The organism is Treponema primitia (assembly GCF_046533075.1).
Classification (GTDB): Bacteria; Spirochaetota; Spirochaetia; order Treponematales; family Breznakiellaceae; genus Termitinema; species Termitinema primitia_B.
In genome coordinates this window covers 1-23125 of record NZ_JAJQRB010000016.1, presented here as the reverse complement: position 1 = coordinate 23125, position 23125 = coordinate 1, and the positions used below count along the sequence as shown (strand labels likewise).

The 23125-nt window shown below is 51.5% G+C and carries 23 protein-coding genes; 7 read left to right on the top strand and 16 right to left on the bottom strand.

Going from position 1 to position 23125, the window contains the following annotated elements; genetic code table 11:
* Nucleotides 1–3: 3 nt before the first annotated feature.
* The gene (locus tag LQZ19_RS02875; RefSeq protein ID WP_411046138.1) at nt 4–387 is read left to right on the top strand and encodes a hypothetical protein; all 384 of its coding nucleotides are present in this window, start codon (nt 4–6) and stop codon (nt 385–387) included.
* A 133-nt stretch (nt 388–520) separates the two neighbouring features.
* Here LQZ19_RS02875 and LQZ19_RS02870 read toward each other — a convergent pair whose 3' ends face one another.
* The 16 genes from LQZ19_RS02870 to hydA form a co-directional block, all read right to left on the bottom strand.
* Complete coding sequence (locus LQZ19_RS02870; RefSeq protein WP_411046137.1) at nt 521–661, bottom strand: transposase domain-containing protein; 141 nt, start codon at nt 659–661, stop codon at nt 521–523.
* Between the two features lie 245 nt (nt 662–906).
* Nucleotides 907–1467 carry an IS66 family transposase zinc-finger binding domain-containing protein gene (locus tag LQZ19_RS02865; RefSeq protein ID WP_411046136.1) on the bottom strand — a complete coding sequence of 187 codons (561 nt, stop codon included), beginning with the start codon at nt 1465–1467 and terminating at the stop codon, nt 907–909.
* Complete coding sequence (tnpA, locus tag LQZ19_RS02860; RefSeq protein WP_411046135.1) at nt 1464–1775, bottom strand: IS66 family insertion sequence element accessory protein TnpA; 312 nt, start codon at nt 1773–1775, stop codon at nt 1464–1466. The genes LQZ19_RS02865 and tnpA overlap by 4 nt, the downstream gene beginning before the upstream one ends.
* A gap of 331 nt (nt 1776–2106) precedes the next feature.
* Nucleotides 2107–2412, bottom strand: a complete 306-nt coding sequence (locus tag LQZ19_RS02855) for a hypothetical protein (protein WP_411046134.1) — start codon at nt 2410–2412, stop codon at nt 2107–2109.
* Between the two features lie 5 nt (nt 2413–2417).
* A complete protein-coding gene (locus tag LQZ19_RS02850) occupies nt 2418–3107 on the bottom strand; it encodes a hypothetical protein (protein WP_411046133.1) in 690 nt (229 codons plus the stop codon).
* The gene (locus LQZ19_RS02845) at nt 3100–3837 is read right to left on the bottom strand and encodes a tyrosine-type recombinase/integrase (protein ID WP_411046132.1); all 738 of its coding nucleotides are present in this window, start codon (nt 3835–3837) and stop codon (nt 3100–3102) included. The genes LQZ19_RS02850 and LQZ19_RS02845 overlap by 8 nt, the downstream gene beginning before the upstream one ends.
* Nucleotides 3838–3959: 122 nt before the next feature.
* Nucleotides 3960–5330 carry a pyridoxal-phosphate dependent enzyme gene (locus tag LQZ19_RS02840; protein WP_411046131.1) on the bottom strand — a complete coding sequence of 457 codons (1371 nt, stop codon included), beginning with the start codon at nt 5328–5330 and terminating at the stop codon, nt 3960–3962.
* A 26-nt stretch (nt 5331–5356) separates the two neighbouring features.
* Nucleotides 5357–6868 carry a CoA-acylating methylmalonate-semialdehyde dehydrogenase gene (locus tag LQZ19_RS02835; protein ID WP_411046130.1) on the bottom strand — a complete coding sequence of 504 codons (1512 nt, stop codon included), beginning with the start codon at nt 6866–6868 and terminating at the stop codon, nt 5357–5359.
* 31 nt (nt 6869–6899) lie between these two features.
* Nucleotides 6900–8009, bottom strand: a complete 1110-nt coding sequence (locus LQZ19_RS02830; RefSeq protein ID WP_411046129.1) for an iron-containing alcohol dehydrogenase family protein — start codon at nt 8007–8009, stop codon at nt 6900–6902.
* 11 nt (nt 8010–8020) lie between these two features.
* Nucleotides 8021–9343, bottom strand: coding sequence for an aminotransferase class III-fold pyridoxal phosphate-dependent enzyme (locus tag LQZ19_RS02825; RefSeq protein ID WP_411046128.1), 1323 nt, complete (start codon nt 9341–9343; stop codon nt 8021–8023).
* Nucleotides 9344–9501: 158 nt separating this feature from the next.
* Nucleotides 9502–10983, bottom strand: a complete 1482-nt coding sequence (locus LQZ19_RS02820; protein WP_411046127.1) for a sodium:solute symporter family protein — start codon at nt 10981–10983, stop codon at nt 9502–9504.
* 9 nt (nt 10984–10992) lie between these two features.
* Nucleotides 10993–11229 carry a DUF3311 domain-containing protein gene (locus LQZ19_RS02815; protein ID WP_411046126.1) on the bottom strand — a complete coding sequence of 79 codons (237 nt, stop codon included), beginning with the start codon at nt 11227–11229 and terminating at the stop codon, nt 10993–10995.
* 81 nt (nt 11230–11310) lie between these two features.
* Entirely contained in the window at nt 11311–12924 is a 1614-nt protein-coding gene (locus LQZ19_RS02810) for an amidohydrolase (RefSeq protein WP_411046125.1), read from the bottom strand.
* Between the two features lie 131 nt (nt 12925–13055).
* Nucleotides 13056–14279 (bottom strand): Zn-dependent hydrolase, encoded by a 1224-nt coding sequence (locus LQZ19_RS02805; protein WP_411046124.1) that lies wholly within the window; start codon nt 14277–14279, stop codon nt 13056–13058.
* An 8-nt stretch (nt 14280–14287) separates the two neighbouring features.
* Nucleotides 14288–15838, bottom strand: coding sequence for an NAD-dependent dihydropyrimidine dehydrogenase subunit PreA (gene preA, locus LQZ19_RS02800; RefSeq protein WP_411046123.1), 1551 nt, complete (start codon nt 15836–15838; stop codon nt 14288–14290).
* Nucleotide 15839: 1 nt separating this feature from the next.
* Nucleotides 15840–17216, bottom strand: a complete 1377-nt coding sequence (gene hydA, locus LQZ19_RS02795) for a dihydropyrimidinase (protein ID WP_411046122.1) — start codon at nt 17214–17216, stop codon at nt 15840–15842.
* A 316-nt stretch (nt 17217–17532) separates the two neighbouring features.
* Between hydA and LQZ19_RS02790 the strand changes: the two genes are divergently transcribed.
* The 6 genes from LQZ19_RS02790 to LQZ19_RS02765 form a co-directional block, all read left to right on the top strand.
* A complete protein-coding gene (locus LQZ19_RS02790) occupies nt 17533–18708 on the top strand; it encodes an ABC transporter substrate-binding protein (protein ID WP_411046121.1) in 1176 nt (391 codons plus the stop codon).
* A 24-nt stretch (nt 18709–18732) separates the two neighbouring features.
* On the top strand, nt 18733–19644 hold the full coding sequence (locus LQZ19_RS02785; RefSeq protein WP_411046120.1) for a branched-chain amino acid ABC transporter permease: 912 nt from the start codon (nt 18733–18735) through the stop codon (nt 19642–19644).
* Nucleotides 19645–19652: 8 nt separating this feature from the next.
* Nucleotides 19653–20726: a branched-chain amino acid ABC transporter permease gene (locus LQZ19_RS02780; RefSeq protein ID WP_411046119.1), complete on the top strand. Its 1074-nt coding sequence runs from the start codon at nt 19653–19655 to the stop codon at nt 20724–20726.
* A complete protein-coding gene (locus LQZ19_RS02775; protein WP_411046118.1) occupies nt 20704–21474 on the top strand; it encodes an ABC transporter ATP-binding protein in 771 nt (256 codons plus the stop codon). The genes LQZ19_RS02780 and LQZ19_RS02775 overlap by 23 nt, the downstream gene beginning before the upstream one ends.
* A complete protein-coding gene (locus LQZ19_RS02770; RefSeq protein ID WP_411046117.1) occupies nt 21474–22214 on the top strand; it encodes an ABC transporter ATP-binding protein in 741 nt (246 codons plus the stop codon). The genes LQZ19_RS02775 and LQZ19_RS02770 overlap by 1 nt, the downstream gene beginning before the upstream one ends.
* Before the next feature lie 631 nt (nt 22215–22845).
* Nucleotides 22846–23125: PD-(D/E)XK nuclease family transposase (locus LQZ19_RS02765; protein WP_411046116.1), on the top strand; the 280-nt coding region annotated here is incomplete at its 3' end.

Sequence of the window (23125 nt, the reverse complement as noted above, 5' to 3'; positions counted from 1 at the left end):
AATATGTATTCTGTACTTAAAATTCTATCTGAAAATACATCAAAGGATTTCCTTGATGAAATTGGCAATCAAATGAATTCGCTTGTAGCAGATGTATATGAAGGAATTAGACCAAAAGGAGATGGTTTTGCATGTAAAATTTCAAAATCTGATTTATGGTTTGAGCAAGTAAAAGAAATGAGTGAATTCTTAACAATATTTAAAAATCAAATACGAACTTTGAAAACCAATGGTTATGAAGTATCTATTGATTTAGCTATAGATCCAGATGAGTTTAAATCTCAAAATTATGGGCTCTTTTTATTTCACAATAGTGCTTTTTTGCAATTATTAGCAAATACCGGGGTTGAATATGAAATGTCAATTTATAAAGGGGAAAATTGGTGAAAGATGGTATCTGAATATACTGTTGAGAGAGTTGCGGAAGGGCACTGGTCAAATAGTAGGATAAGATAACCCCAGAATAGTAACCGTAAATTTAAGAACAGGTTTGGCCTAAATTCATAAACCTATGGTTTTTTTATTTGTTTTTGATATTCCACGGGAGAAGGGCTGCCCAATCTTCAGAGGTCTTTGTAGAAGGGCACCGGTTAAAGAGCAGGGTAAGATAGTCTCGGGGAATAAGACCGTTCTGTTTGGCGGTTTCAATAAGCGAGTACATTATGTATCCGATTGCTTCCTCGGCTAGCCCTTTCTTTTGTGAACCAGCGGTTTTCGAACCAGAGGTTCGAGTAACCTTAGCAGCTTCGAAAAAATACCGTCTCGTGTGAGCAAAACAACACACATGGCGGATCGCCGGGTATGAACCTATCGCCGTTTCATATAACCGGGCCTGACTTGACCGCCTGTTTCAATAACACAAACAGGGGAAGAAGCCGTTGGTAGGCGCGTTGTATAGGTAGCTGCTTACGCAGCATTAGAAAAGTTAGCCATATCCTGCCGGCTTATGGTCACTCCAATTCGCTCAAATTGCAGTTCCTGCCGGTAAAACGGCAGATGATCCTGGTATTTGGCTATCATGATGGTACTCAACAAGCCAGGAGTAACGATACTGCCGGGTATAATCGAAACCGGAGCGGAGGCAACGCGTACCGTGGGCTTGTCCGGATCATCGACTCCCTCGCATTCAGGACACGCATGCTTCGGCCGGACTATTTGTTTCACATAAATGCGCGGCGGGACTATTTCAAGCCGTTCTGATACCTCTTCCCCTATCTTTTTGAGTATGGTTCCGCAGGCACACATCTTGTCTGCTTCCGGAATGTCGATAATCTCTACTTCCCGGGGTATGGCCGGATCTATCGGCTTTCGCCCCCGCGCACGGTTGCAGAACAGATATACGCTCCCGCTGAGCGGGTCCTGTTTCATTTCCTTTTGTATCAGGGCAGTTAATCCATTGGTCGCCTTTCGGAGATCTGTGTACCCGGGGCGTATGTATATTTTTACCGTACTCAAATCCAAAGTCATAGTTGCCAGCCCAGACCTTCTATAACCGCCCGCAGGTCGTTCCGATTTATTGCATTCGGTATGTGTATTTTGATATCTCCTTTTTCAATGAGAATTTCAGGGGCATGCTGGATTTGTTCCCGCATCTGGGGATTCACTTCAACAAATTTTGGAGCTGACTCTTCTGCCGGACCATAAATCCGCTTTATCCAATTCTTTAAGGTCATTGGGCTTAATCCGTTTGCCTTGGCATAGGTCCATAGGCTGGACCCGCTTCTCTTCCAATCCTCCACCCACATCTCTTTTTCTTCCTGGCTGTACTTCTTCATTTTATCCTCCGGTCTGTTTTGTACCGAAAGTTTATCATGACTTCTCTCTACCCGGAATATGCGGTTTAATTGACACTTACCTATCCATCCATCGGGCCTTGCTTCTCTTCACCTCATAATCTGTATTCTGTCCACATTGCGGTCTCCACATGACCCGATAAGTTTGCCCCTGCCGGGGGCGGCCCTGGGGACAGTAGTCCCCAGGGCATTTGCCAGTAACGCAATTTGTGGCTACTTACTTTACGGTAGAAGATGGTGTCATTTTATCTTAAACAATACAATATTCATAATATTAACTTTACAACCTTCGGTGCTATATCCAGGTTCACTTTCAATACCCCATACAAAAAAATGTAATGGAAAATATTGAAATTATAACCAATCCTATTGCTTTTGAAATATTCCATACACCTAGCCTTTTATTCGCTCTAATAATTTCTTCTTCCTCATCATCTTCAAGTGTTCTTTTTTGGGCTTTAATATCACTTATAGCACCAAACAAGCCAAATGGCAGCCCGAGAACACCACAGATAAGCCTCCAGTACCTATCTTTATAGTTTAGAATTGAATAAATAAAAATCACAAACAAGAGAAGATAGAAACTTGCTTGAAGTATCCCCCATATCTTTTTTTTCATTATATTCAATTTTCATCAGAAAAAAATGTTTTCAATATTTTATCAACAAGAGAACCTGCATAATCTGCAATTTTTACAAACTTATCAGAAATTGCAATACCGGCTTTTCCTAATATTTTCTGCGCCATAGAACCACCATATCCGAGACCGGTAGAAACCACAAGTTTTTCTCCAGCGTTTACTGCATCTGTAACATTTTCATTTGTTGGGTGACGTGCTGCTTTTGCACCCCGAAGTCCTACCCCCGCTGCCCCTGCAACTGTTGAAACCGCAGCACCAGTTCCACCAGTTACTAAAGACATGTCACCGGCCACTTCTGACAATGCATCGGCGGTCTTTATACCAGCTTCAATACTAGCGTCCGCGACTATTCCCTTTAAAATTTCCTGCGCGCCGGTATCGGTTTGTGCATTCTTCGCTAGATCAGCAAGCTGTAAACCCGTATCAAAATTCGATAATACTTCTTTAATATCACTTAGAGGGTCAAAAGTATTCCCAAATGGCCAATCAATTCTTCCATCAGGGTCTGTATACTTTATGGGGTTGTCGAATTTGACAAAAAATATTTGGGAAAAATCGACATTTTTATCGTTTAAATTGGCTCTTCTATAGCCCTTCCTTTTTTGAAATTGGGCTTTTCTCCCACAAATTATCGGTTTTCGAGGTACTTTTTTATATATTACTAAATTACTCATGTAAACCTGCCTTTCCCTGTTTCTTGGAAATTAAGGAATTTATGCCCCTTAAATACTTTTCTCTGATTGCATTGAAAGATTTGTTCCCAAATGGATGGTACTTTAAATACACTTTCTGTAGCTGTTCTATCTGGAGATGCGTATACCGTACCGTGGTTTCCGGGTTTTTGTGCCCTAGGAGGTCCTGTATAAAAAAGATACTTGCTCCATTCTCTAACAATTGTGTCGCCGTGGTATGCCGTATAGAATGGGTCGTTATTCCCTTCCTGGCCATGCCAAACTTATTGAGCAAATAGGCAAACCGCTCGCTTATGCTGGTAGACAGTACATGGTTTTCTCTATGGGCTATCCCCCTACCCGGAAATACCCAGGACTCTCTCGTATTTATCCGTTTTCCAAGGTATATATAGAGCCATTTTAGCGCCTCGGCGGTAAATGGTATTATTCGGTCCTTGTCCCCCTTCCCCCGTACTATCATTTCACGCTGCTCAAACCCAATATCTTTCACTTTAAGTGAAGCGACTTCTGCTACCCGTAACCCGGAAGAATAGATCAGTTCAAACAGGGTACGGTCTTTTAAGCCCTGGAGGGTATTGGTGTCAAACCGGCTTAAAAAAACGTTGATTTCTGAAAGAGAAAAGACCCGCCGGGTAGTTCCGTGAGTTCCTCGGAGGACTATATTAAATTTGCAGAAAGGGTTCTTTTTTACTATCCCTTTTTCTTGTAACATGGTAAAAAGAGTATACACCGCATGGAACTTATTGTTAAGAGTAGATGCAGCTAACCCTGTCCCGGTACGCTTAGATTTAATGCGGCGTAAGTGTCGGTGATAGGTTTTAAGCTCCTCCTGCCTTACAAGCTATTCCTGAACGCAGAAAGCTCCGCCGGTATTACCCTTGCAGAAGCGATGCGGCCCAGGGCGTTTTTTATAGCCGCAGGCGCCGGGACGGGACCGGCCAGGGGTTCCACGGTTTCCGCAAACTTTGCCGGATGGGCGGTTGCCAGTACCGCTAACGGGCCTTTGACCGGATCGTTTCCGGCGGACAGTATATCTGTTGCTCTCCAGCCCACGGCGCCGTGGGGATCGAGGAAGTAGGCGTAGGTGTCGTGGACCGCAGCTATGGTTTTTCGGGTATCCTCATCGGATACGTGGACACCGCGGATCATGTTCCGTAGCTGCTCCAGGGTCCATTGGGCGGCCATGCGTTCAAAGTTGCTGGGAGCGCCTACGTCCATGGCGTTGGAAATGGTTGCCTGGGATAGGCGGGCATGGTACTCCCCGCTTTCCAGATAATCCGGCACCGTTTTGTTGATATTGGTGGCGGCAATGAAACCACGGATGGGGGCGCCCATCTTTAGAGCGTAGAGCCCCGCAGTAAGGTTACCGAAGTTACCGCTCGGCACACAAAAGGTGATAGGGTTTCCGGCTTTAACGCCGTATGCTGTAAAAGTTTTGGAAGCCCCTTGGCCGTCCGGCGCCCGGGGGGTGGCTTCACTATCGCTGTCGATTTTGCCGGCAAAGGCCTTGCCCGCAGCGGCGCTGTAGTAGATGGCCTGGGGGATGAGCCGGGCCACATTGATGGAGTTGGCGGAAGAAAGGACCAGCCGTTTCCGCAGATCTTCATCGCCGAAGGCGGCTTTTACCAGGGCCTGGCAGTCGTCAAAGCTGCCCTCCACCGCAAGCGCGTCAATATTCCCGCCGAGACCGGCGATTTGCTTTTCCTGCAAAGGCGTTACCCGGCCTTTTGGGTAGAGCACCGTTACAGAAATGCCCTCCACGCCGTAGAAGCCGTCGGCAACCGCGCCCCCGGTATCTCCGGAAGTGGCCACCAGTATCCGCAGTGGTTTGTCCTCACCGCGGCGAAGGTAAGAAAATGCCCGGGCCATAAACCGGGCGCCGAAATCCTTAAAGGCGGCGGTGGGGCCATGGAAAAGTTCCAGCACCAGCCGGTCCCCCACGCTTACCAGGGGCGCCGCAAAGGGATAGGCCGAGTGGACCAGATCCTCTAAAACGGAGTCCGGCAGTTCCGGGTGGACATAGGGACGGATAGTTTCAAAGGCGATGTCGAAAAAATTCATGGTCCCCAGGGAATTCTTTACCCTCCCGGGATAGGAGGGGATCTCCTCGGGTATGAAGAGTCCCCCATCCGGGGCAAGGCCGGTGAGGGCGGCCGTAGCAAAACTAACCGGGTTCGACCGGTTCCTGGTACTGTAATAATGCATTGATACTCTCTGCCCTTTTCCCCGCCTTAAATAGTGCCGTCCCAAGTAGACACGGTTCGGCGGCGGCTTTCCGCTTCGTCAAACCAGCGGGTGGTTACTACCTTGGTTTCAGTATAGAACCGGGCCCCATCCTTGCCGAGACAATGAAGATCGCCGATGAAGGAATTTTTATGTCCGGAGAAGGGGAATATTCCGATTGGTACCGGAATGCCCACATTTACTCCCACCATGCCGCCATCGGTACGGTGGGCAAATTCCCGGGCAAAATAACCGTTCTGGGTAAAGATCACCGAGCCGTTGGCATAGGGGTTGGCGTTCATTAACTGGAGCCCTTCCTCAAAGTCCTTTACCCGCTTGATGCAGAGCACGGGTCCGAAGATCTCCCGATCCCCCACGGTCATGCCCGGTTTTACGTAGTCCAATACGGTGGGGCCCAGGTAATAGCCCTTCTCAAAACCGGGAACCGTGACGTTCCGGCCATCGAGGACCAGCTTGGCCCCCTCTTTAATACCGGTTTCGATCCAATTAATCACCAAATCCCGGTGTTTTGCGGAAATGACCGGGCCCAGACCGGTGGTCTTGTCGTAGGCGGGGCCGATCTTGAGTTTCTTTGCCTGTTCCACGATAGCCGCTACCAGATCGTCGGCGATATCCTCCTGGGCGACAACCACCGGCAGGGCCATGCAGCGCTCACCGGCGCAGCCGTAGGCGGAGTTGATGATCCCCGCGGCGGTACGTCCCACCGGTGCATCGTTCAGTACCAATGCGTGGTTTTTCGCTTCGCAGAGGCACTGCACCCGTTTGCCCGCAGCGCCGGCGGTGGAATAGATGTGGAGTCCGGCTCCGGTGGTACCCACAAAGCTGATGCCCTTCACATCCTTATGCTGGATGATATGGTTTACCTCAGTGCGGGTACAGGTTATTACGTTGAGTACCCCATCGGGCAGCCCGGCTTCCTTGTACAGTTCTACGATACGGAGGGCGGACTGAGGGGTTTGGCTGGAAGCCTTGATCACCATGGTATTACCACAGGCGATACACATGGGGGCCATCCAGCCCATGGGGATCATGGCGGGAAAGTTAAAGGGGGTAATACCCGCAAAAACACCCAGAGGTTCCCGGTATAGGACCGAGTCGAAGCCCGTAGATGTCTGCATTAGACTTTCCCCCATAAGCAATTCCGGGGCGGCTATGGCGTGTTCGGTTCCCTCCTTGGCCTTGAGTACATCCCCCTTGGCTTCTTCCCAGGCTTTGCCGTTTTCAAAGGCCACCAGGTAGGTAAGCTCGTCCATCTTGTCCACCAGCAGGGACCGCAGGCGGTGGAGTACCTCCACCCGCTTTAATACCGGAGTGGCAGCCCAGGCGGGGAAGGCCTTTTTTGCCGACTCTATGGCGAAGTCCACCTCTTTTACCGTGCAACTGGGGACCCGGGCGATCACCTCGCCGGTGCTGGGGTTGTAGGCGTCGGTAAACTTGTCGGTTTCGCTTTTGCAATAGGCGCCGTTAATAAAGGGCTGTAGTGTCTTAATTTCACTCATTTCTGGTTTCCTCCAAATTCATTATTCTGCTTTATCCGATGGATCTTTTAAAGATCTCCAACAGATCTTCTTCTTCAAGCCTGATTACGCAGTTGGCGATATTTTTGGCCTTGGCCGCCTGGGCTGCGTACCCTTCCAGGACGGCGGTTTCAAAGCGCTCTTTCTTCCCCAACAGGCGATCTAAGACGGCGGTGAATTCATCCAGGGATTTCATGCCCAGGGCGGAAAGTATGGCCGGGATTCGCCGGGAACCGTCTTTCTCCTTTTTCTCAATAATCTTTAGAAATTCCGCAAAGATCAAGCCGTTAGCCCGGCCATGATCGATATTGTGGTTATAGGTGAGGGTATAGCCCATGGGGTGAACCGCGGTGGTGCCCGTGTGGGCAATGACCATACCTGCGGTCATGGAGCCGTAGAGGAGCCTTTCCCGTATACCTATATCCGGCGCCCGGCCTTCCCCCAGGGCGCCGAAACATCCGGCTATCACGGAAATGCTTTCCCTGGCCAGGGCGTTGGTGATGGCCGAGGCCTTTACGGAAAGCATCCCCTCCACCGCATGGGATAGGGCGTCAATGGCGGTATTAATGGTGATTGCCGGGCTGAGGCCGAGGGTATACCGGGCGTCCAGGAAGGCGTACCGGGGAAATATGGCCGGCGTACCGATGGAAGTTTTGGTCCGGGCAACATCATTGGTGAGTATGGCGTAGGGGGTAACCTCGGAACCGGTACCGGCGGTGGTGGGAACCGCCGCAATGGGCAGGGCCGTGGTAAAAGCGGCGCCGAAGAGGGCCGGCTTTTCCACCCGGTTTAGGGCCAGAAGGGCGGCAACCTTGGCGGCGTCCATGGGGGAACCGCCGCCAAGGGCAATGATAAAGTCACAGCCCTCCCGGCTAATGGCATCGGCGGCCTCGTAGGCGCAGTCCACCGTGGGGTTGCTCATCACCCTATCGTACAAAAAGGAGGACTGCCCGTTCGCTTCCAGGGCCTTTACCGTATCCGCCAGGGAGCCGTTGGCCCGGGCCGAATTTTTCCCGCTCACAATCAGGGCCTTTTTCCCCAGCCCGCCCAGGAAAGCCCGGTTGCTGAAAATACAATCTGCCCCCAAAACAACCCTGGTGGGCATAAAGTAATTGATATTCATGGTATTTCCTGTCAAATCATCCCGTCCACTAAGCCCAGAACCTCGTCGAGTTTGGCTAACTCTTCATTAAGCTGCTCGGCGGTGATGATGAGCGGCGGAGCAATGATGATCATATTTTCGTGGATATAGGTCATAAACCCCCGTTTTGCCAGTTCCCCGTTGATCTTCTTCATAGTTCCCTCGGGGTCCTTGCCATAGGGAACCAAAGGTTCCTTGGTCTTTTTATTTTTGACCAGTTCCACCACGCTCATAAGGCCGATGGCCCGCGTATCTCCAACACTTTTGTGTTTTTCCTTAAAGGAATTGAGGGTGGTTTTGAGTTCCGCGCCCCGGGCCTGTACGTTATCCAGGACCTTGTTTTCGATATAGTAGTTGACGCAGGCGATCCCTGCGGCACAGGCCAGGGGATGGCCGGAATAGGTAAGGCCGCAGGAGAGGAGATTATCGTCAAAGTAGTCGGCAATGGCCTTGGTCACCGCCACCCCGCCGAGCTGGACATACCCGCAGGTAGTTCCTTTGGCAAAGGTGATGATATCCGGCTTGATGCCGAAGTGCTCAAAGGCGAACATCTTTCCGGTCCTGCCGTAGCCCATCATAACTTCATCGCAGATCAAAAGTATGCCGAATTCATCGCAAATTTTGCGGACCCCCTGGAGGTACCCTTCGGGGGGAATGATGACCCCGTTGGATCCGGTAACGGTTTCCACAATGAGGGCGGCTATGCTGGAGGGGTTTTCGTAGATCACCTGCTCCCGGAGTTTCGCCACATAGTAGTCCGAGGCGGCCTTTTCGGATTCAAAGGTGATGGGCTCCCGGTAAATATAGGGGTCGAAGAATTTGACAAACCCCGGAATCCCCGGTTCCAGGGGGTAGCGGCGGGGTTCGCCGGTGAGGTTCCCCGCGCCGAAGCTGGAGCCGTGGTAGCTGCGGTACCGGGAAAAGACCTTGTGACGGCCGGTAACCATTTTGGCGATCTTTACAGCATTTTCATTGGCGTCCGCCCCGGCGTTGGTAAAGAGGATCTTCCCAAAGGTGTCGGGCATGAGCCCAATCAGGAGCTTTGCCAGTTCCCCCCGGGGTTCGCTGCCGTAGGAGGGACCGATATAGCAGTATTTTTCCGCCTGGGCCTTGATAGCCTCGATAATCGCCCGGTTTCCATGGCCCAGGTTCAGATTTACCAGTTGGCTGGACATATCGGAATACCGTTTGCCCGAGGGGTCCCATATATAGATCCCCTCGGCTTTTTCGATAACCACGGGGTTCAACCCCTTTTGTTTGGACCATGACTGAAGGTTATAGGTAGTATGGTTCGCTTTTATAGACTGTTCGGACATATGTATCTCCTGTATTTACTAAGTTTTGATAAAAAATCAATATCAGAAATATACCGTTAACATGCGCTTTTGCACAATATACCAATCTTTAGACGGGCCTAATGCAATTAAAACCCGGTTTCCTTTTGGGAAGCCGGGTTTAGATTACCGAAGTAACATCAGGAATAACTGGCGTGGTACTCTTCTTTCTGTTCCTTGAATTTTTTCACCTCCGCCTCGGTCCGTTTGGGACTGACAAGGCTAATCACCACAAAGACCAAGAGGTTAGCGATGATGGCAAAGAGACCGGAGTGCATACCCCAGGGAGCCTTAATGGCCGGGACAAAAGTGATAAGGCAGATGATGATAATTCCCACCAGAAGACCCGCAATGGCCCCATTTTTATTGGCGCCCTTCCAGAAGAGGATCCCCGCAGTGGGGATGAAGATCTGGGCAGTACCCGACAATGCCACAAGTCCGATGGTTACCAGGAGACCGGGGACAAATACGGACATAAAGTAGGCCCCCAATCCGAAGATAAGGATGCTTATCCGTCCCACGCTGATCAGTTTTTTGTGATCCGCATTTTTATTGATATACCGTTTGTGTATATCAATGGTATATACCGCCGACATGGAATGGATCTGGGAGTTTGCGGTGGACATGGCCGCCGCCGCGCCGCCGGCACAGATCATGGCCGCTAAGGCAAAGGGGGCGTACTTAAAGAGCATGAGGGGCAGTATCTGATCCGCCACCGGCGCCTTGGGTTCCAGGATGATTCCGGTATTGCCCACCAGCATGGAGCCGATATAGGCAATAGCCGCAAAGGCAAGCAGGAAGGGCATGAGGTTGAAGAGCTTGGAAGATTTTACCGCATACATCCGGGTCCAAAGCTGGGGACCCATGAAGGAACCCAGGGGGGTGATAATGAACATGGATACCCACATCATGGGACCCATATTGCCCTTGGGACCAGGCAATGTCAGGGATTCCGGAGCGGTCTGCCGCAGGGTCTGGAAAAGCTGGGTGGAACCGCCAACTTTGGCGGCCAAGAAAAATCCGGCGAAAACCATGCCGAAGAAAAGGAGGATACCGTAAAAGATATCCGTCCAGGCCACGGCCCGCAACCCGCCGGCCCATACATAGACGATGATTACGGCGTAGAAAAGTAATCCGCCGATCTTCCAAGGGATTAGTCCCCCGGAGGCTACTTCGATGAGGTAGGCTCCGCCGGTAAGCTGGATCTGAAGATAGGGGACCGTAAAGACCAACATGATAATCGCCACCAGGTTTGCCAGAACCGGGGAACCGTAGAGGTCCCGAAAGAAATCGCTGGCGGTGATGTAGTTATTTTTATGGCCGAAATACCATACCCGCTTGCCGATGAGGTAATACAAAAAGCCGAATAGGATATTCCACGCTATGGCCGTCCAGTAGACTGGTCCCTGGGCGTAGAAGTACCCGTTGGACCCCAGGAAGGCAAAGGCGCTCCACCATGTGGCCGCTACGGTGAAAAATACCGCCACGGAACCCATGGACCGGCCCTGAACAAAGAAGTCCTCCGTGGTGGGGAGGAGCTTTTTATTGGCCACCATACCCATCCCCAGAGGGATGAGCATGAATAAGCCCAGAATTAAAATTGCGATAATGTTTTGTACCATGGGGACCTCCTAGGATTCCTTTCCGTTAAAATTCTTACCCTTACCCCAGTTGGTTTTATAACCAATGTACATAAGGACCACCATGATTACCCACATGATAAGGGTAAAACTATAGATGAAGGGCAATCCGAAGATAATTGGGTCTATTCTGTTAAAGAACAAAACCCCCGGGAATTCCATTATGAGGAATCCGATAAAAATGAGCAGAAACAAAACAGTCCTGCCTGTGTAATGTTTGATAGCCATTACCACACCTCCAATTACGAACTAGGGTTTTCAACGAAAACCTTTAAAAAAGACGACTATAAAATGCGCTTCTTAAAGAGATCAAAGCGCACTGTAAACCTGCTTTCCCCCTACATAGGTCTGAAGGGTTTTCAGTTCGTGGATGGCGAAGGGATCGGTTTTGAAGGGATTCCCGGAAAGTACGATAAAATCCGCCAGCATACCGCTTTTCAGGGTCCCCTTGCGGTTTTCCTCGAAGGTGGCGTAGGCGCTGCCCTGAGTGTAGATCCTGATGGCTTCTTCCACGGTGATTTTCTGCTTTAAGCCCACAGGCTCCCCCTTGGCGCTGGTCCGGGTCACCATGGCCTGGATAGCCTTGTAGGGGTCCTGGGTGCCGCAGGGGTGATCCGAGCTTGCCCCTACCGGAATACCCCGGTCCAGGAAGGACCGGTGGGCGAACATCCGCTCCACCCTGTCTCCGTAGGGACCCATCTTATCTGCATGTTCCCAGACATAGGACACGAAGGGGCAAACCACAACCCCCAGTTTTTTTATCCGGTCCAGTAGCTTATCGTTGATTATGGTGCAGTGGGCAATGCGGTGGCGGGGATCCCTGCGGGGGAAGGTTTTTTGGGCCTTTTCGTAGGCATCCAGGACCATCTCTATGGCTCGGTCGCCGTTGGCGTGGATTTCCATCTGCATTCCTGCGGAATGGGCTTCCATCACCAGGGCTTCCATTTCTGCGGGGGTCTTGGTGGGAATCCCGTAGTAATCCGGCCGGTTAAGATAGGGTTCGCTCACCCAGGCGGTATGACCCGCGGTGGCGCCATCGGCAAAGCTTTTGATACCCCCGATGCGTACCCAGTCGTTGCCATAACCCGTGGGAAGCCCCAGTTTTTTTATCGTGGGAAGATTGATGTCCAGGACTATCATATAAACCCGGACGGTAAGGATCCCTTCCTGGTAAGCCTGGGTAAAGGCCCGTATCTCCGGGGGACCCGCCAGGGCATCCCCTATGCTAGTGATCCCATAGCTATTGTATTCTTTACAGGCCCGACGCAGGGCCTCCAGGTATTGTTCGGAGCTAAAGGGAGGTATGTAACTGAACTCAGTCCCCATGCCGGTGACGAAGAGGAAGTGGGCTTCCTCTTTGCAGATGCCCGTAAGTTCACCCTTGGCATCCTTTTCAAACTCGCCTCCCGGAGGGTTGGGGGTATCCTTGGTTATACCGGAAAGGGCAAACCCCAGGCTGTTGATCACCCCCATATGACAGGATTGGGAGCGGAGGTGAACCGGATGGTTTGGTGAAACCTTATCCAATTCCCACCGGGTAGGAGAACGTTTTTCCGCCAGTTTCATGGGATCGTAGGAACCCCCAAGGACCCATTCCCCGGCGGGGGTCTTCTCAACCCCCTTCCTGATAATTTCCAGGATATCGTCAATATTTTTAACTTTTTCCGGAGAGCAATCCAACTGCAACAGTTGCTGGCCCCGGAGGGACAGGAGATGGCAGTGGGTGTCATTGAACCCCGGCAGTACCGTTCTCCCCTCAAGGTCCACTATTTTTGATTCCGGTCCCTTATAGATATCACAATCCCGGGTATCCCCTAAAACGAGAACTTCACCGTTCCGTATCGCCATAGCCTGAGCTGAGGGCTTGTCCTTATCCAGAGTATAAATATTCCCATTAATAAAAATCGTGTCTGAATAAACCATTTTTGTATAATATTACAGTATTTTTAATTAATCAAGAGTTTTTTTGTATTTTAATGCAAAAATTTCGTTTATTTATACAATATGAATTAAAATACCCCCCGGCAATAACCGGAGGGTTTTGTTATCAGCATCTATTTTTTATCAATATCCAGGATCGTATTCAGGGCTACATTGATGCCCTGCCATGCTTCTTCCACGGAGGTAGATTCATCCTCGCAGTGACTGTGTCCGTCCTTACTGGGGACGAAGATCATAGTGGTGGGGAGCAGGTCCGCCACATACTGGGCATCATGCCCGGGACCGCTGTGGATACGCATATAGGAGTAGCCCAGCTCCTTGGCGGTTTTTTCCACCAGATCCACCAGTTCCGCATTAAAGCTGACCCGTTTCCGGGACCAGGCCTCTTTGTACTTAATTTCGCACTTATCCAGTTCCTTGGGGATATTTTTCACCACCCCAAGGGCTTTTTCCAAGATTGCCGGGTCCCAATGGCGGACGTCCAGGGAGAATTCTACAAAGTCAGGGATAACGGTATGGACGTTGGGGTGGAGGATGATTTCCCCGGTGGTGTAGACTATGTCCTTGGCAAGTTTATCCAATTCGGTATGGATGTATTTTATGGCGTCCGCCGCTGCCAGGAGGGCGTCCCGGCGGAAGGACATGGGGGTGGTTCCTGCGTGATCCGATTGCCCGTAGGCGCTGATCCGGTAATTGAACATCCCCAGAACCCCGTCTACCACACCGATCTGCTTTTTTTCCGCCTCCAGGATGGGTCCCTGTTCAATGTGGAGTTCCAGCATGGCGCAGTAATCCTGGGGGTTAAGCCGGTTTGCTTCACTCCCTGCAAAACCGCTCGCCCCCAGGGCTTCCCCAAAGGTCTTCCCTTCAACACTTTTGGAGTTGAGTACCGTTTCTTTTTTGAATTTTCCGCAGATTACCCCGGATGACATCATAGCCGGGGGATAGAGGGAGCCCTCTTCGTTGGTCCAGACCATGGCGGTGATGGGGTGGCGGTGGGGGATCTTATCCCGAACTATGGTTTCCGCCACCTCCAGGGCGGTGATGACCCCCAGGATGCCGTCGTAGTTGCCGCCGTTCCGCACCGAATCCAGATGGGATGCCAGGACGATACGGGGCAGGCTGTTATCGCCCCCAGGCACGGTGGCGTACATATTGGCCATATCATCGGTGACGGTTTGGATCCCCAGGGCTTCCATCCGTTTGATAAATTCCTTCCGCGCCGTTATGGCCTCCGGGGATAGAGAAAAGCGGGTTATCCCCCCCTTCCCGGTATCGCCGAATTTGGCAAAAGTCTCGATTTTGTCCTTTACCCGATCTTTTCCACAGGTATACATAGTTCCTCCTATACGGCACCGGGCAATATGGCGCCAGGCGCCTTTTTTTGGACCCGCTCGCCTGCGGAAATGGCCGACGAGGGGCACACATAGAGACAGAGGTGACAGCCCACACATTTTGATGTATCGATTTTGGGCGTTCTTTTTTGTGTATCCCATAAAACCGCCTGATGCCCCCCGTCATTGCAGGACACAAAGCACCTGCCGCAGGAGATACACCGGTCCCCGTCTATTTTTGGGTGGATCACGGTTTCCCGGTCCAATTCGCCGGCAGAGGCAAATACCCCAATGCCCCTGCTCACTATTTCACGTACCTTTTTAAATCCATTTCGGTTCATGAACGCTGAGATTCCCGCTTTAAGAGGGTCGATGATCCGGTACCCGTACTGCATAACTGCGGTGGTGATCTGGAGATTATCGCACCCCATGAGCAGGAAGTCCAAAGCGTCCTGCCAGTTTTCTATGCCCCCCATGCCGCTTAGGGGAGCGGCGGCAGTGGAGGGGTAAGTTTTTAGTTCCGAGATGAAGCGCAGGGCTATGGGCTTTATGGCCTTTCCGGAATAACCTGAAACTGCGGATTTTCCCATCACGTCCAGCAGGGCCCTGAGGGTTTGGTGGTTGAAGCCGGTGAAACTTTTGATCGTATTGATCGCAGCGATACCATCGGCGCCGCTTTTCAGGGCCGCCTCTGCGGGGGGAACCATGGACTCCAGGTTCGGAGTCATTTTCGCCAGAACCGGCAGACGGGTCCCCCGTTTTACCGCAGCCGTAAAGGCGGCCACCAGGTCAGGGTTTTGCCCCACATCGGAACCCAGGCCGTTGGCGCTCATGTGGGGACAGGAAAAGTTACATTCAATAATATCAACCCCCGCCTTCTCACAGTCCGCCGCCAGGCTGGTCCACTCATCCTCGTTTTCCCCCATAATGGAGGCTACGATGATCTTGGAAGGATAATTTTTTTTGAGCCGCTTCAGATCCGCCAGGTTATCCATCAGGGGGCGGTCGGATATTTGTTCCAGGTTTCTGAACCCCACAAAGGGGGTGCGCTCCTTATTCAGCACATCGAACCGGGGGGAAAGTTCCCGGATCGTGCCCATCCCTATGGTTTTATACACGATTCCCCCCCAGCCCCTGTCCAGTGCCCGGGCGCACATTTCGTAGTTTCCCGCTACTATGGAGGAGGATAAAAAGAAGGGGTTCTCGCAGTGTATTCCGCAAAAGTCAATGGACAGATCCGGATTGACCGTGGCTGCCGGTCTTGCCGTGGATGCTGCACCGGATGTCCCCGAGGCGGCCAGCGGGGTGACGGCTGCTCTAAGCTGGCTGATGCGGATGGGGAAATCGTAGTGGATGCAGGCCCGTTCGCAGCGCTTTTCCGTACAGGAAGTACAAGCCGCCATGCCGGACAAGGCCCCTTCCCCCAAGCCGAAACGCACATTCCGGATAAAGGCTGCGGGATCGCTTTCTGTGCCGCAGGCTGCGGTACAGGGGGCGTCATGGCACATCATACACCTGGAGCTTTCCTCCAGGGGGTTAAGGAACCGCAGTTTTGCTGCCATCTTATCTCCTTCCCGATGCTCCGCGTTTTATGTACTTCCCGCTGCCCGGGGTACCCACATAAGTTCCGTTATCGTAGACCAGGGTTCCCCGGAGATAAGTTTGGACCGGGTAGCCCTTGAGTTTTTTCCCTTCCCAGATGGTGTTGTCGTAATCGGAGTGCATGTTTTTGACACTGATCTCAAAGTCCTTTTTGGGATCGTAGAGAACGAGATCCGCATCCTTGCCCACAGTAATACTGCCCTTAGTGGTACAGCCGAAAAGGGCAGCCGGGGTTTCGGCGCAGAGCTCCACCGCCCGGGAAAAACTGATTTTGCCGGAATTGGCTGCGGAAAGCATATAGGGATAGAGGTTTTCTATGCCCGCACAGCCGTTGGGAATTTTAGTAAAGTTATCCTTACCCCAGTCTTTTTCCGCCTGCTTGAAGGGGCAGTGGTCGGTGGCCACCGTGTCGATAACCCTGCGCTGAATTCCCTTCCAGAGGGCATCCTGACTTTCCGGCCCCTTCATGGGGGGGGAGCAGACAAAGTTTCTGCCGTCCTCCCGTTTGTATACATCGGAGGTGAATTCCAGGTACTGAGGACAAGTTTCGGCATAGATGGGATAGCCCTGGGACCGGGCCGCAGCCACCGCCTCAAGGCCCTCTTTGCAGGCAAGGTGTACAATGTACAAGGGCGCGTTTGCCGATACCGCCCAATGGATGGCCCGCTTCACCGCCTCGGCCTCCACAAACTCCGGGCGGCTCATATAGTGGTACCAGGGGGTCGTTTTGCCATCCTTAAGGAAGGTAGCGATTCTGGCATCGATCACGTCGGGGTTTTCGGCGTGTACATTGGTGAGTATCCCCGTTTCTCTGGCCTTTTCCAGAATACGCATGAGCTGACCGTCGTCGATCATCATCCCTTCTTTCCGGTAAACCATAAAGCATTTGAAGCTGCTTACCCCATAGTCGGCGGCTGCGGGGAATTCCTCCAGTAATTCTGCGTTCTCCCCCAGGTTGGTGATGGCGCAGTGGAATGCGTAGTCGCTGCAAGCAACGCTCTCGGCCATGGCCTGCCGTTCCTTGACGGTTTCCAGGATACCCTTACCCTTGCGCTGGATTGCGTAGTCGAACACCGTGGTGACCCCGCCGCAGACCGCCGCCCTGGTGCCGGACTGGTAGCTGTCCGCAGAAACGGTGCCGCCGAAGGGCATCTGCAAATGGGTATGCACGTCAACGGCGCCGGGGAGCACATAGAGACCCGTGGCGTCCACCACTTTAACTGCGGAGTTTTCGATTTTTTCCGCAATAGTTTTTATCTTTCCCGACTCAACTCCTATGTCGGCGGAGAATGTGCCTGCAGCTGTAATTACCGTTCCGTTTCTAATAATCAAGTCCATAGTTTATCTCCTGTAATTAATTACAAGACTGTACATTCTGATTGTATATATATTCATGTATAGAGTAGTTTATGCATAGAATTCGATCCTACGCAAGACTTATTTTTTGAAAAGTGCAAAAAAACGATTATTATTTCATACATTTATGTATTATTGTGTATTTTATAAGGATAACGCATAAAAATACACAAATTTTGACGAAAAGCACATCCTTTGTAAGGAACCTGAATAATTATACTTGAATATTTTCCCTGATTTGTATACAGTTGCCTTGTATACGAGCTAGGACAAAAGTTACATAAATGGAGGAAAAAGGATGAAAAAGAAAGTAATTGTGAAGGCCCTTATGGTAGCCCTGGTTACGGTACTCATGGTAACTGGCTGCGGCGGTAAGAAGGAGAAGATAATCAAAGTCGGCTTTAATATTCCCTTAACCGGAGATTCCCCCAAGATTGGAGAAGGGGCCAAGTATGCCGCCGAGCTTATTCTAAAGGATGTTAATGCCGGCGGCGGTCTGGACGTAAAGGGTACGAAGTACAAGCTTGAATTTGTCTATGTGGATAATGAGTTGAAGGCGGAGTCGGCCATTCAGGCGGCATACCGGCTTATCGACCAAGACAAGGTGTTGGCGGTGGTGGGCCCCTGCGGTTCCGGCCGGGCTATTCCTGCCGGGCAGGTGAACAACGAAAGCAAGGTTCCCATGGTTTCCCCCTGGGCGACGAATCCGTCGGTTACCCTGAACCGGCCCTATGTGTTCCGCGCCTGTATCCTGGACCCGGTCCAGGCTCCGGCGGCGGTCAGCTTTGCCAAAAGTCAATATAGTTCCATAACCAAGACCGCCATCCTGTATAACCTGGAGGACGATTATTGCAAGACCCTGGCGGAACTCTTTAAGGCTAGCTGGGAAAAGGCCAATGGCGCCGGTTCGGTGGTGGCTTTTGAAAGCTTTGGTCAGAAGGATCAGGACTTTTCCACCCAGTTAACCCGGATCGTCAATTCCGGCGCGGAACTGCTCTACCTTCCTAATTACTACAACCACGTAGCCCTTATCGTTCCTCAAGCCAAGGACCTGGGCTGGGGCAATAAGCCTGTACTGGGCAGCGATTCCTGGGGTTCCGCAGACCTGGTGACCCTGAGCAAAGGATCGGTGGCGGGGTATTACTTTACCACCCACTATGCCGCTGCCGGCGCCGTAGGTAATACTAAAGCCTTCATTGATCAGTACAAGGCGGCTTACGGGTATACCCCCGACGACGTGGCGGCCCTTTCCTACGATTCGACCCGGATTATCCTTCAGGCTATTCAGACTGCGGGACTTACCGGGGATCTGACCAAAGACCGGGACGCTATCAAAAACGCCATTGCGGGGCTTAAAGATTTTGACGGTATTACCGGCAAAATGACCTTCGACGCTAATGGTGATCCCGCCAAACCGGCGGTGGTAGTCCGGATCAACGAAGCCGGAGAATTTGAATACGTAACAAGTTTGTGATTTTATTAACAGGGGAGTATCCCGGTGTGGACAACCGTTTTACAGAATATTTTTAATGCCCTCCAATGGGGCAGCTTCTATTCAATGATTGCCCTGGGGTACTGTCTGGTTTACGGTGTTTTGCGGCTTATCAATTTTGCCCATGGCGATATTTTTATGGCCGCCTGTTATTTTGCGTTTTTTATCGCCACCGCCCTGCTGCTAAAGATTGTCGGCGGGGGGTGGCTGGTTTTTGCACTGACCCTGTTGTTTACCATGCTTGTTACCGCTCTCTTGGGCATCACCATTGAGCGGGTCGCCTACCGGCCCTTGCGCCGGAAGGGGGTCAACCGGCTTTATGTGGTAATCACCGCCCTTATGGTGGGCTTCATCCTGGAGAATGGCAACCTGGCAATCCTGGGCGCCAGTGCCCTGCGCTTTCCCGATATTCTGGATAAACAGATTTGGCAGATTGGTTCCATCACCATTACTAATTTAAAGGTACTGGTTATAATCGCTGCGTTTGTGGTTTTTGGTATTTTGCAGTTTATCGTACACAAGACCACCCTTGGTATGGCCATGCAGGCCATTTCCTACGACAAGTTCGCCATCCCGCTGATGGGTATTCCGGTTAACCGGGTGATCACCTTTACCTTTGCCCTGGGGTCGAGCCTGGCGGCGGTGGCGGGGATACTCTTTGGCATGTCCTACCCCGTACTGGACCCCTATATGGGGATGATCATAGGCTGGAAGGCCTTTATCGCCGCCGTGGTAGGCGGCATCGGAAACATTAAGGGCGCCTTTATCGGTGGTTTTATCCTGGGCTTTATCGAAATTTTTATCGCCGCCTTCTTTCCTTCGAGTTTTAAGGATCTGGTATCTTTTATTATATTGCTTATTATCCTGGTTCTTAAGCCTACGGGATTCTTCGGCGTAGCCCGCAGCACAAAGATATAGGAGCAACAATGATGGCACTAGTACCGGAGTTAAGCAGAAGGAAAAGCCAAACTAAACTCATCATTTTTATTGCCATCGTTATGGTAGTAATTGTGCTTCTCTCTTCCCTGGGTTTTATAAATCAGTATATACAAAGCGTGATCATGTCCATTTGTATCAATATTATTTTTGCGTCGAGCTTAAATATTGTAAACGGTTACATGGGTGAATTTTCCTGCGGACATGCGGGGTTTATGGCTGTGGGGGCCTATGTGTCTTCCGTATTATCACTGATCTTTTTTACGGAAAATAAATTTATCGGTAATTCCCTGTTCCCTCCCCAGACGGCGCTGTTTCTGTTCCCGGTGGTGATCGTCGCCGGGGGAATTGCGGCGGCCCTGGCGGGGCTCCTGGTGGCTATCCCCTCCTTCAAAACCCGGGACGACTATCTGGCGATTATCACCATTGCTTCAAACTACATCATCACGACCGCCATCAACAATATCAGCGCCATTGGCGCCAGCCGGGGGCTTATGGGGATGAAGAGTACCATGTTTGCCATGTCCGATGTACTCCCTCTGCCATGGATGCTTATATGGGTCATGGTTTTTGCGGTGATTTGTGTGGTCGCCATTAAACGCCTCATGGGCTCCGTGTTGGGGAAGGGGATATCCGCCATCCGCTACGACGAGATATCCGCAGAAATTATGAGCGTTAACACCAACCAGATGAAGCTGCTGGCCTTTATGTTTTCTTCCGGCCTCGCGGGAATTGCGGGCGGGCTCTTTGCCCATATGCTGGGGTTCATCAACCCCGGTTCCTTCAATATTATGAAGTCCACCGAAGGGATGGTGATGGTCTACCTTGGGGGCATGGGTTCCCTTTCGGGTTCCGTTCTTTCGGCAATATTTTTCACCTTCCTATTAGAATTGCTGCGGCCTCTGCAGATCCTCAAATGGGTTTTTATACCATTGCTGCTCATTTTACTTATGCAATTTCGTCCCGAGGGCCTTATGGGGAACCGGGAAATATTAGATGTGCTGCCAAAATTAAAACTATTTAACCGGGGAGGGAAAGGCAATGACACAACAGCTGGAAATTAAGAATCTTTCCCACCGTTTCGGCGGTCTTCAGGCTCTTACGGATATCAACCTTGAATTGAAGAAGGGGGAGATCGCCGGACTCATCGGACCGAACGGCGCGGGGAAAACTACGGTTTTCAATCTGGTGAGCGGATTCTACATTCCATCCGAGGGGGATATCAGCGTTGGCGGGGTGCGGATCAACGGCAAAAAGCCCCACGAGATCGCCGCCATGAAGGTGGGCCGGACCTTTCAGAATATACGGCTCTGGAGCGAGATGACGGTACTGGATAATATCCGCATCGCCCAGCATTACCAACTGGGGTACAATGCGGCGGACGCTTTTTTTAACACCAGGCGCTACCGGGAGCGGGAGGAGAAGATTGCCCTGTCCGCCCGGGAACTGTTGGCGGTATTTCATCTTTCGGATCTGGCGGATGAGTACCCGAAGAACCTTCCCTACGGTATACAACGCCGGGTGGAGATTGCCCGGGCGCTTTCGCTGCAGCCGGATCTGCTCATGCTGGACGAACCTGCCGCCGGGTTGAGCACCGCCGATGTGTCCGGACTGATCGACTATATCCGCTGGATACACGACACCTTCAAGCTTACCATCTGGATGATCGAGCATCAGATGGAAGTTATCATGACCCTGTGCAGTAAAATTACGGTGATTGATTTTGGCAGGGAGATAGCCCAGGGCGATCCGGAGGAAATCCGGAACAACCCGGAGGTGATAAAAGCCTATCTTGGGGACGGAGCGATTTAATGCTGTTAGAGGTAAAAAATCTGAAAGTTTCCTATGGAAACATCGAAGCCCTGCATGGTATCTCGTTTACTATTGATAAGGGGGAGATCGTTACCCTTATCGGCGCCAACGGCGCGGGAAAAACATCCGCCCTGATGAGTCTGGCCCGCTTGGCCCGGCCTGAAGCGCCGATGGTTACCGGCGGGGACATCCTGTATAACGGTCAGAGCATCCTCAAGACCGAGCCCCATATGCTTGTCCAAAAAAAGATGCTGGCCCTGGTCCCCGAGGGGCGGCATATCTTTGGTAATCTTTCGGTACAGGATAATCTGCAAATTGCCGCTTTTCCCCACCGCAAGGATATCAATAAGAATATCATAACCGGAGAAATTCTGGAAACGGTTTACGGCCTTTTCCCGCAGCTCTACGAACGGCGGAAACAGCGGGGGGAATTGCTCTCCGGGGGGGAACAACAGATGCTTGCAGTTGGCCGGGCATTAATGACCGGAAGCGAATTCATTATGCTGGATGAACCCTCCATGGGTTTGGCGCCAAAGTTGATGTACGAAATGTTCCGCGCCCTTAGGCAGCTTAACTTTGTAAAGCATATGACCATCCTGGTGGTGGAACAGAATGCCAAGGTGGCTTTGGATTTTGCCGGCCGGGGCTATGTCCTTAAAACCGGGGAAATAATCGCCGAAGGCAGTTCGGCGGAACTGGCGGCAAATCCGGACGTGAAGAAGGCGTACCTGGGGGGGTAGGACACCCCGGAAGCGACTAAAAAATCCCCCGCCCGGATTATCGGCGAACCTATCTGTGAAAAAATGGCGTGCCCGGTTTCCCGGATACGCCTTCTGAGGTGCTTTGGCTTACCGGTCATTCGAAAAAACGCTGGTGGGGGAGGGGGAGCCCCGCTGCGGGATGCTTGTAGAGTCTGCTTCCGCAGCCCCGCTGCGCGGGTCTACTACAGCAGGGAATTCCAAATATCCCGCAGCGGGGCTCCCCCTCCCCCGCCAGCGCCTGTTCGCAGGGATCTATTTAACACGGCTCTCTCCTTCCCCGCGCTTACTTGCGCTAGCACAAATTTGGTGACAGGCGCCTTTGCGTTACACGTCTCCCTGAAAAAAACGGCGCACCCGGTTTCTCGGATACGCCGTTTGGGTGCCTGTCACCTGGTGCCAGGCACGCTTTTCTTTCCTCGTATTGTGCGTTCTCGAAACTAAGTTACAGGGGGTCCATAGGGGCTAAACTTGACCCAAAAAATCACCGCATACGAATTTTAAAAAATCGATCCTCCGAACTAAAGCATTTTTCATCATAGCTCCCTTATATACACAGCGGGCCGAAAAGCCGCGCCTAAAATTCCGGGCTTAGGCCCATTAAGGAGCTGTTATGAAACTATCTTTCCTGGTCCCCTTTTTGTGGAGTGAACTACGCCGCAAGGCCAGGGAAAACGCAAAAAAAGGCGTTCCCCTGGATATCCTCTCGGATTTTGTCTTTAAAAGCCTCTTTACCGACGACAACGAGGACTCCCGGGACGCCCTGCGTCATCTCCTCTCCGCCTGTATCGGCCGGCCCGTCGCCGCTCTGGACATTCAGAACAACGAACTCCTCCCTGAGTACCTCACCGGCAAAACGGTCCACCTGGACATACACCTCTATTTTAACGACG

Bases quoted from the DNA above. Each gene is read 5' to 3' on its own strand.
- LQZ19_RS02830 (WP_411046129.1), bottom strand. From the start codon at position 8,009: ATGAATATCAATTACTTTATGCCCACCAGGGTTGTTTTGGGGGCAGAT.
- LQZ19_RS02870 (WP_411046137.1), bottom strand. From the start codon at position 661: ATGTACTCGCTTATTGAAACCGCCAAACAGAACGGTCTTATTCCCCGA.
- LQZ19_RS02840 (WP_411046131.1), bottom strand. From the start codon at position 5,330: ATGCATTATTACAGTACCAGGAACCGGTCGAACCCGGTTAGTTTTGCT.
- LQZ19_RS02770 (WP_411046117.1), top strand. From the start codon at position 21,474: ATGCTGTTAGAGGTAAAAAATCTGAAAGTTTCCTATGGAAACATCGAA.
- LQZ19_RS02850 (WP_411046133.1), bottom strand. From the start codon at position 3,107: ATGAGTAATTTAGTAATATATAAAAAAGTACCTCGAAAACCGATAATT.
- LQZ19_RS02805 (WP_411046124.1), bottom strand. From the start codon at position 14,279: ATGTATACCTGTGGAAAAGATCGGGTAAAGGACAAAATCGAGACTTTT.
- LQZ19_RS02820 (WP_411046127.1), bottom strand. From the start codon at position 10,983: ATGGTACAAAACATTATCGCAATTTTAATTCTGGGCTTATTCATGCTC.
- tnpA (WP_411046135.1), bottom strand. From the start codon at position 1,775: ATGAAGAAGTACAGCCAGGAAGAAAAAGAGATGTGGGTGGAGGATTGG.
- LQZ19_RS02845 (WP_411046132.1), bottom strand. From the start codon at position 3,837: ATGTTACAAGAAAAAGGGATAGTAAAAAAGAACCCTTTCTGCAAATTT.
- LQZ19_RS02855 (WP_411046134.1), bottom strand. From the start codon at position 2,412: ATGAAAAAAAAGATATGGGGGATACTTCAAGCAAGTTTCTATCTTCTC.
- LQZ19_RS02780 (WP_411046119.1), top strand. From the start codon at position 19,653: ATGATGGCACTAGTACCGGAGTTAAGCAGAAGGAAAAGCCAAACTAAA.
- LQZ19_RS02775 (WP_411046118.1), top strand. From the start codon at position 20,704: ATGACACAACAGCTGGAAATTAAGAATCTTTCCCACCGTTTCGGCGGT.
- LQZ19_RS02815 (WP_411046126.1), bottom strand. From the start codon at position 11,229: ATGGCTATCAAACATTACACAGGCAGGACTGTTTTGTTTCTGCTCATT.
- LQZ19_RS02875 (WP_411046138.1), top strand. From the start codon at position 4: ATGTATTCTGTACTTAAAATTCTATCTGAAAATACATCAAAGGATTTC.
- hydA (WP_411046122.1), bottom strand. From the start codon at position 17,216: ATGGACTTGATTATTAGAAACGGAACGGTAATTACAGCTGCAGGCACA.
- LQZ19_RS02825 (WP_411046128.1), bottom strand. From the start codon at position 9,343: ATGTCCGAACAGTCTATAAAAGCGAACCATACTACCTATAACCTTCAG.
- preA (WP_411046123.1), bottom strand. From the start codon at position 15,838: ATGGCAGCAAAACTGCGGTTCCTTAACCCCCTGGAGGAAAGCTCCAGG.
- LQZ19_RS02865 (WP_411046136.1), bottom strand. From the start codon at position 1,467: ATGACTTTGGATTTGAGTACGGTAAAAATATACATACGCCCCGGGTAC.
- LQZ19_RS02790 (WP_411046121.1), top strand. From the start codon at position 17,533: ATGAAAAAGAAAGTAATTGTGAAGGCCCTTATGGTAGCCCTGGTTACG.
- LQZ19_RS02835 (WP_411046130.1), bottom strand. From the start codon at position 6,868: ATGAGTGAAATTAAGACACTACAGCCCTTTATTAACGGCGCCTATTGC.
- LQZ19_RS02810 (WP_411046125.1), bottom strand. From the start codon at position 12,924: ATGGTTTATTCAGACACGATTTTTATTAATGGGAATATTTATACTCTG.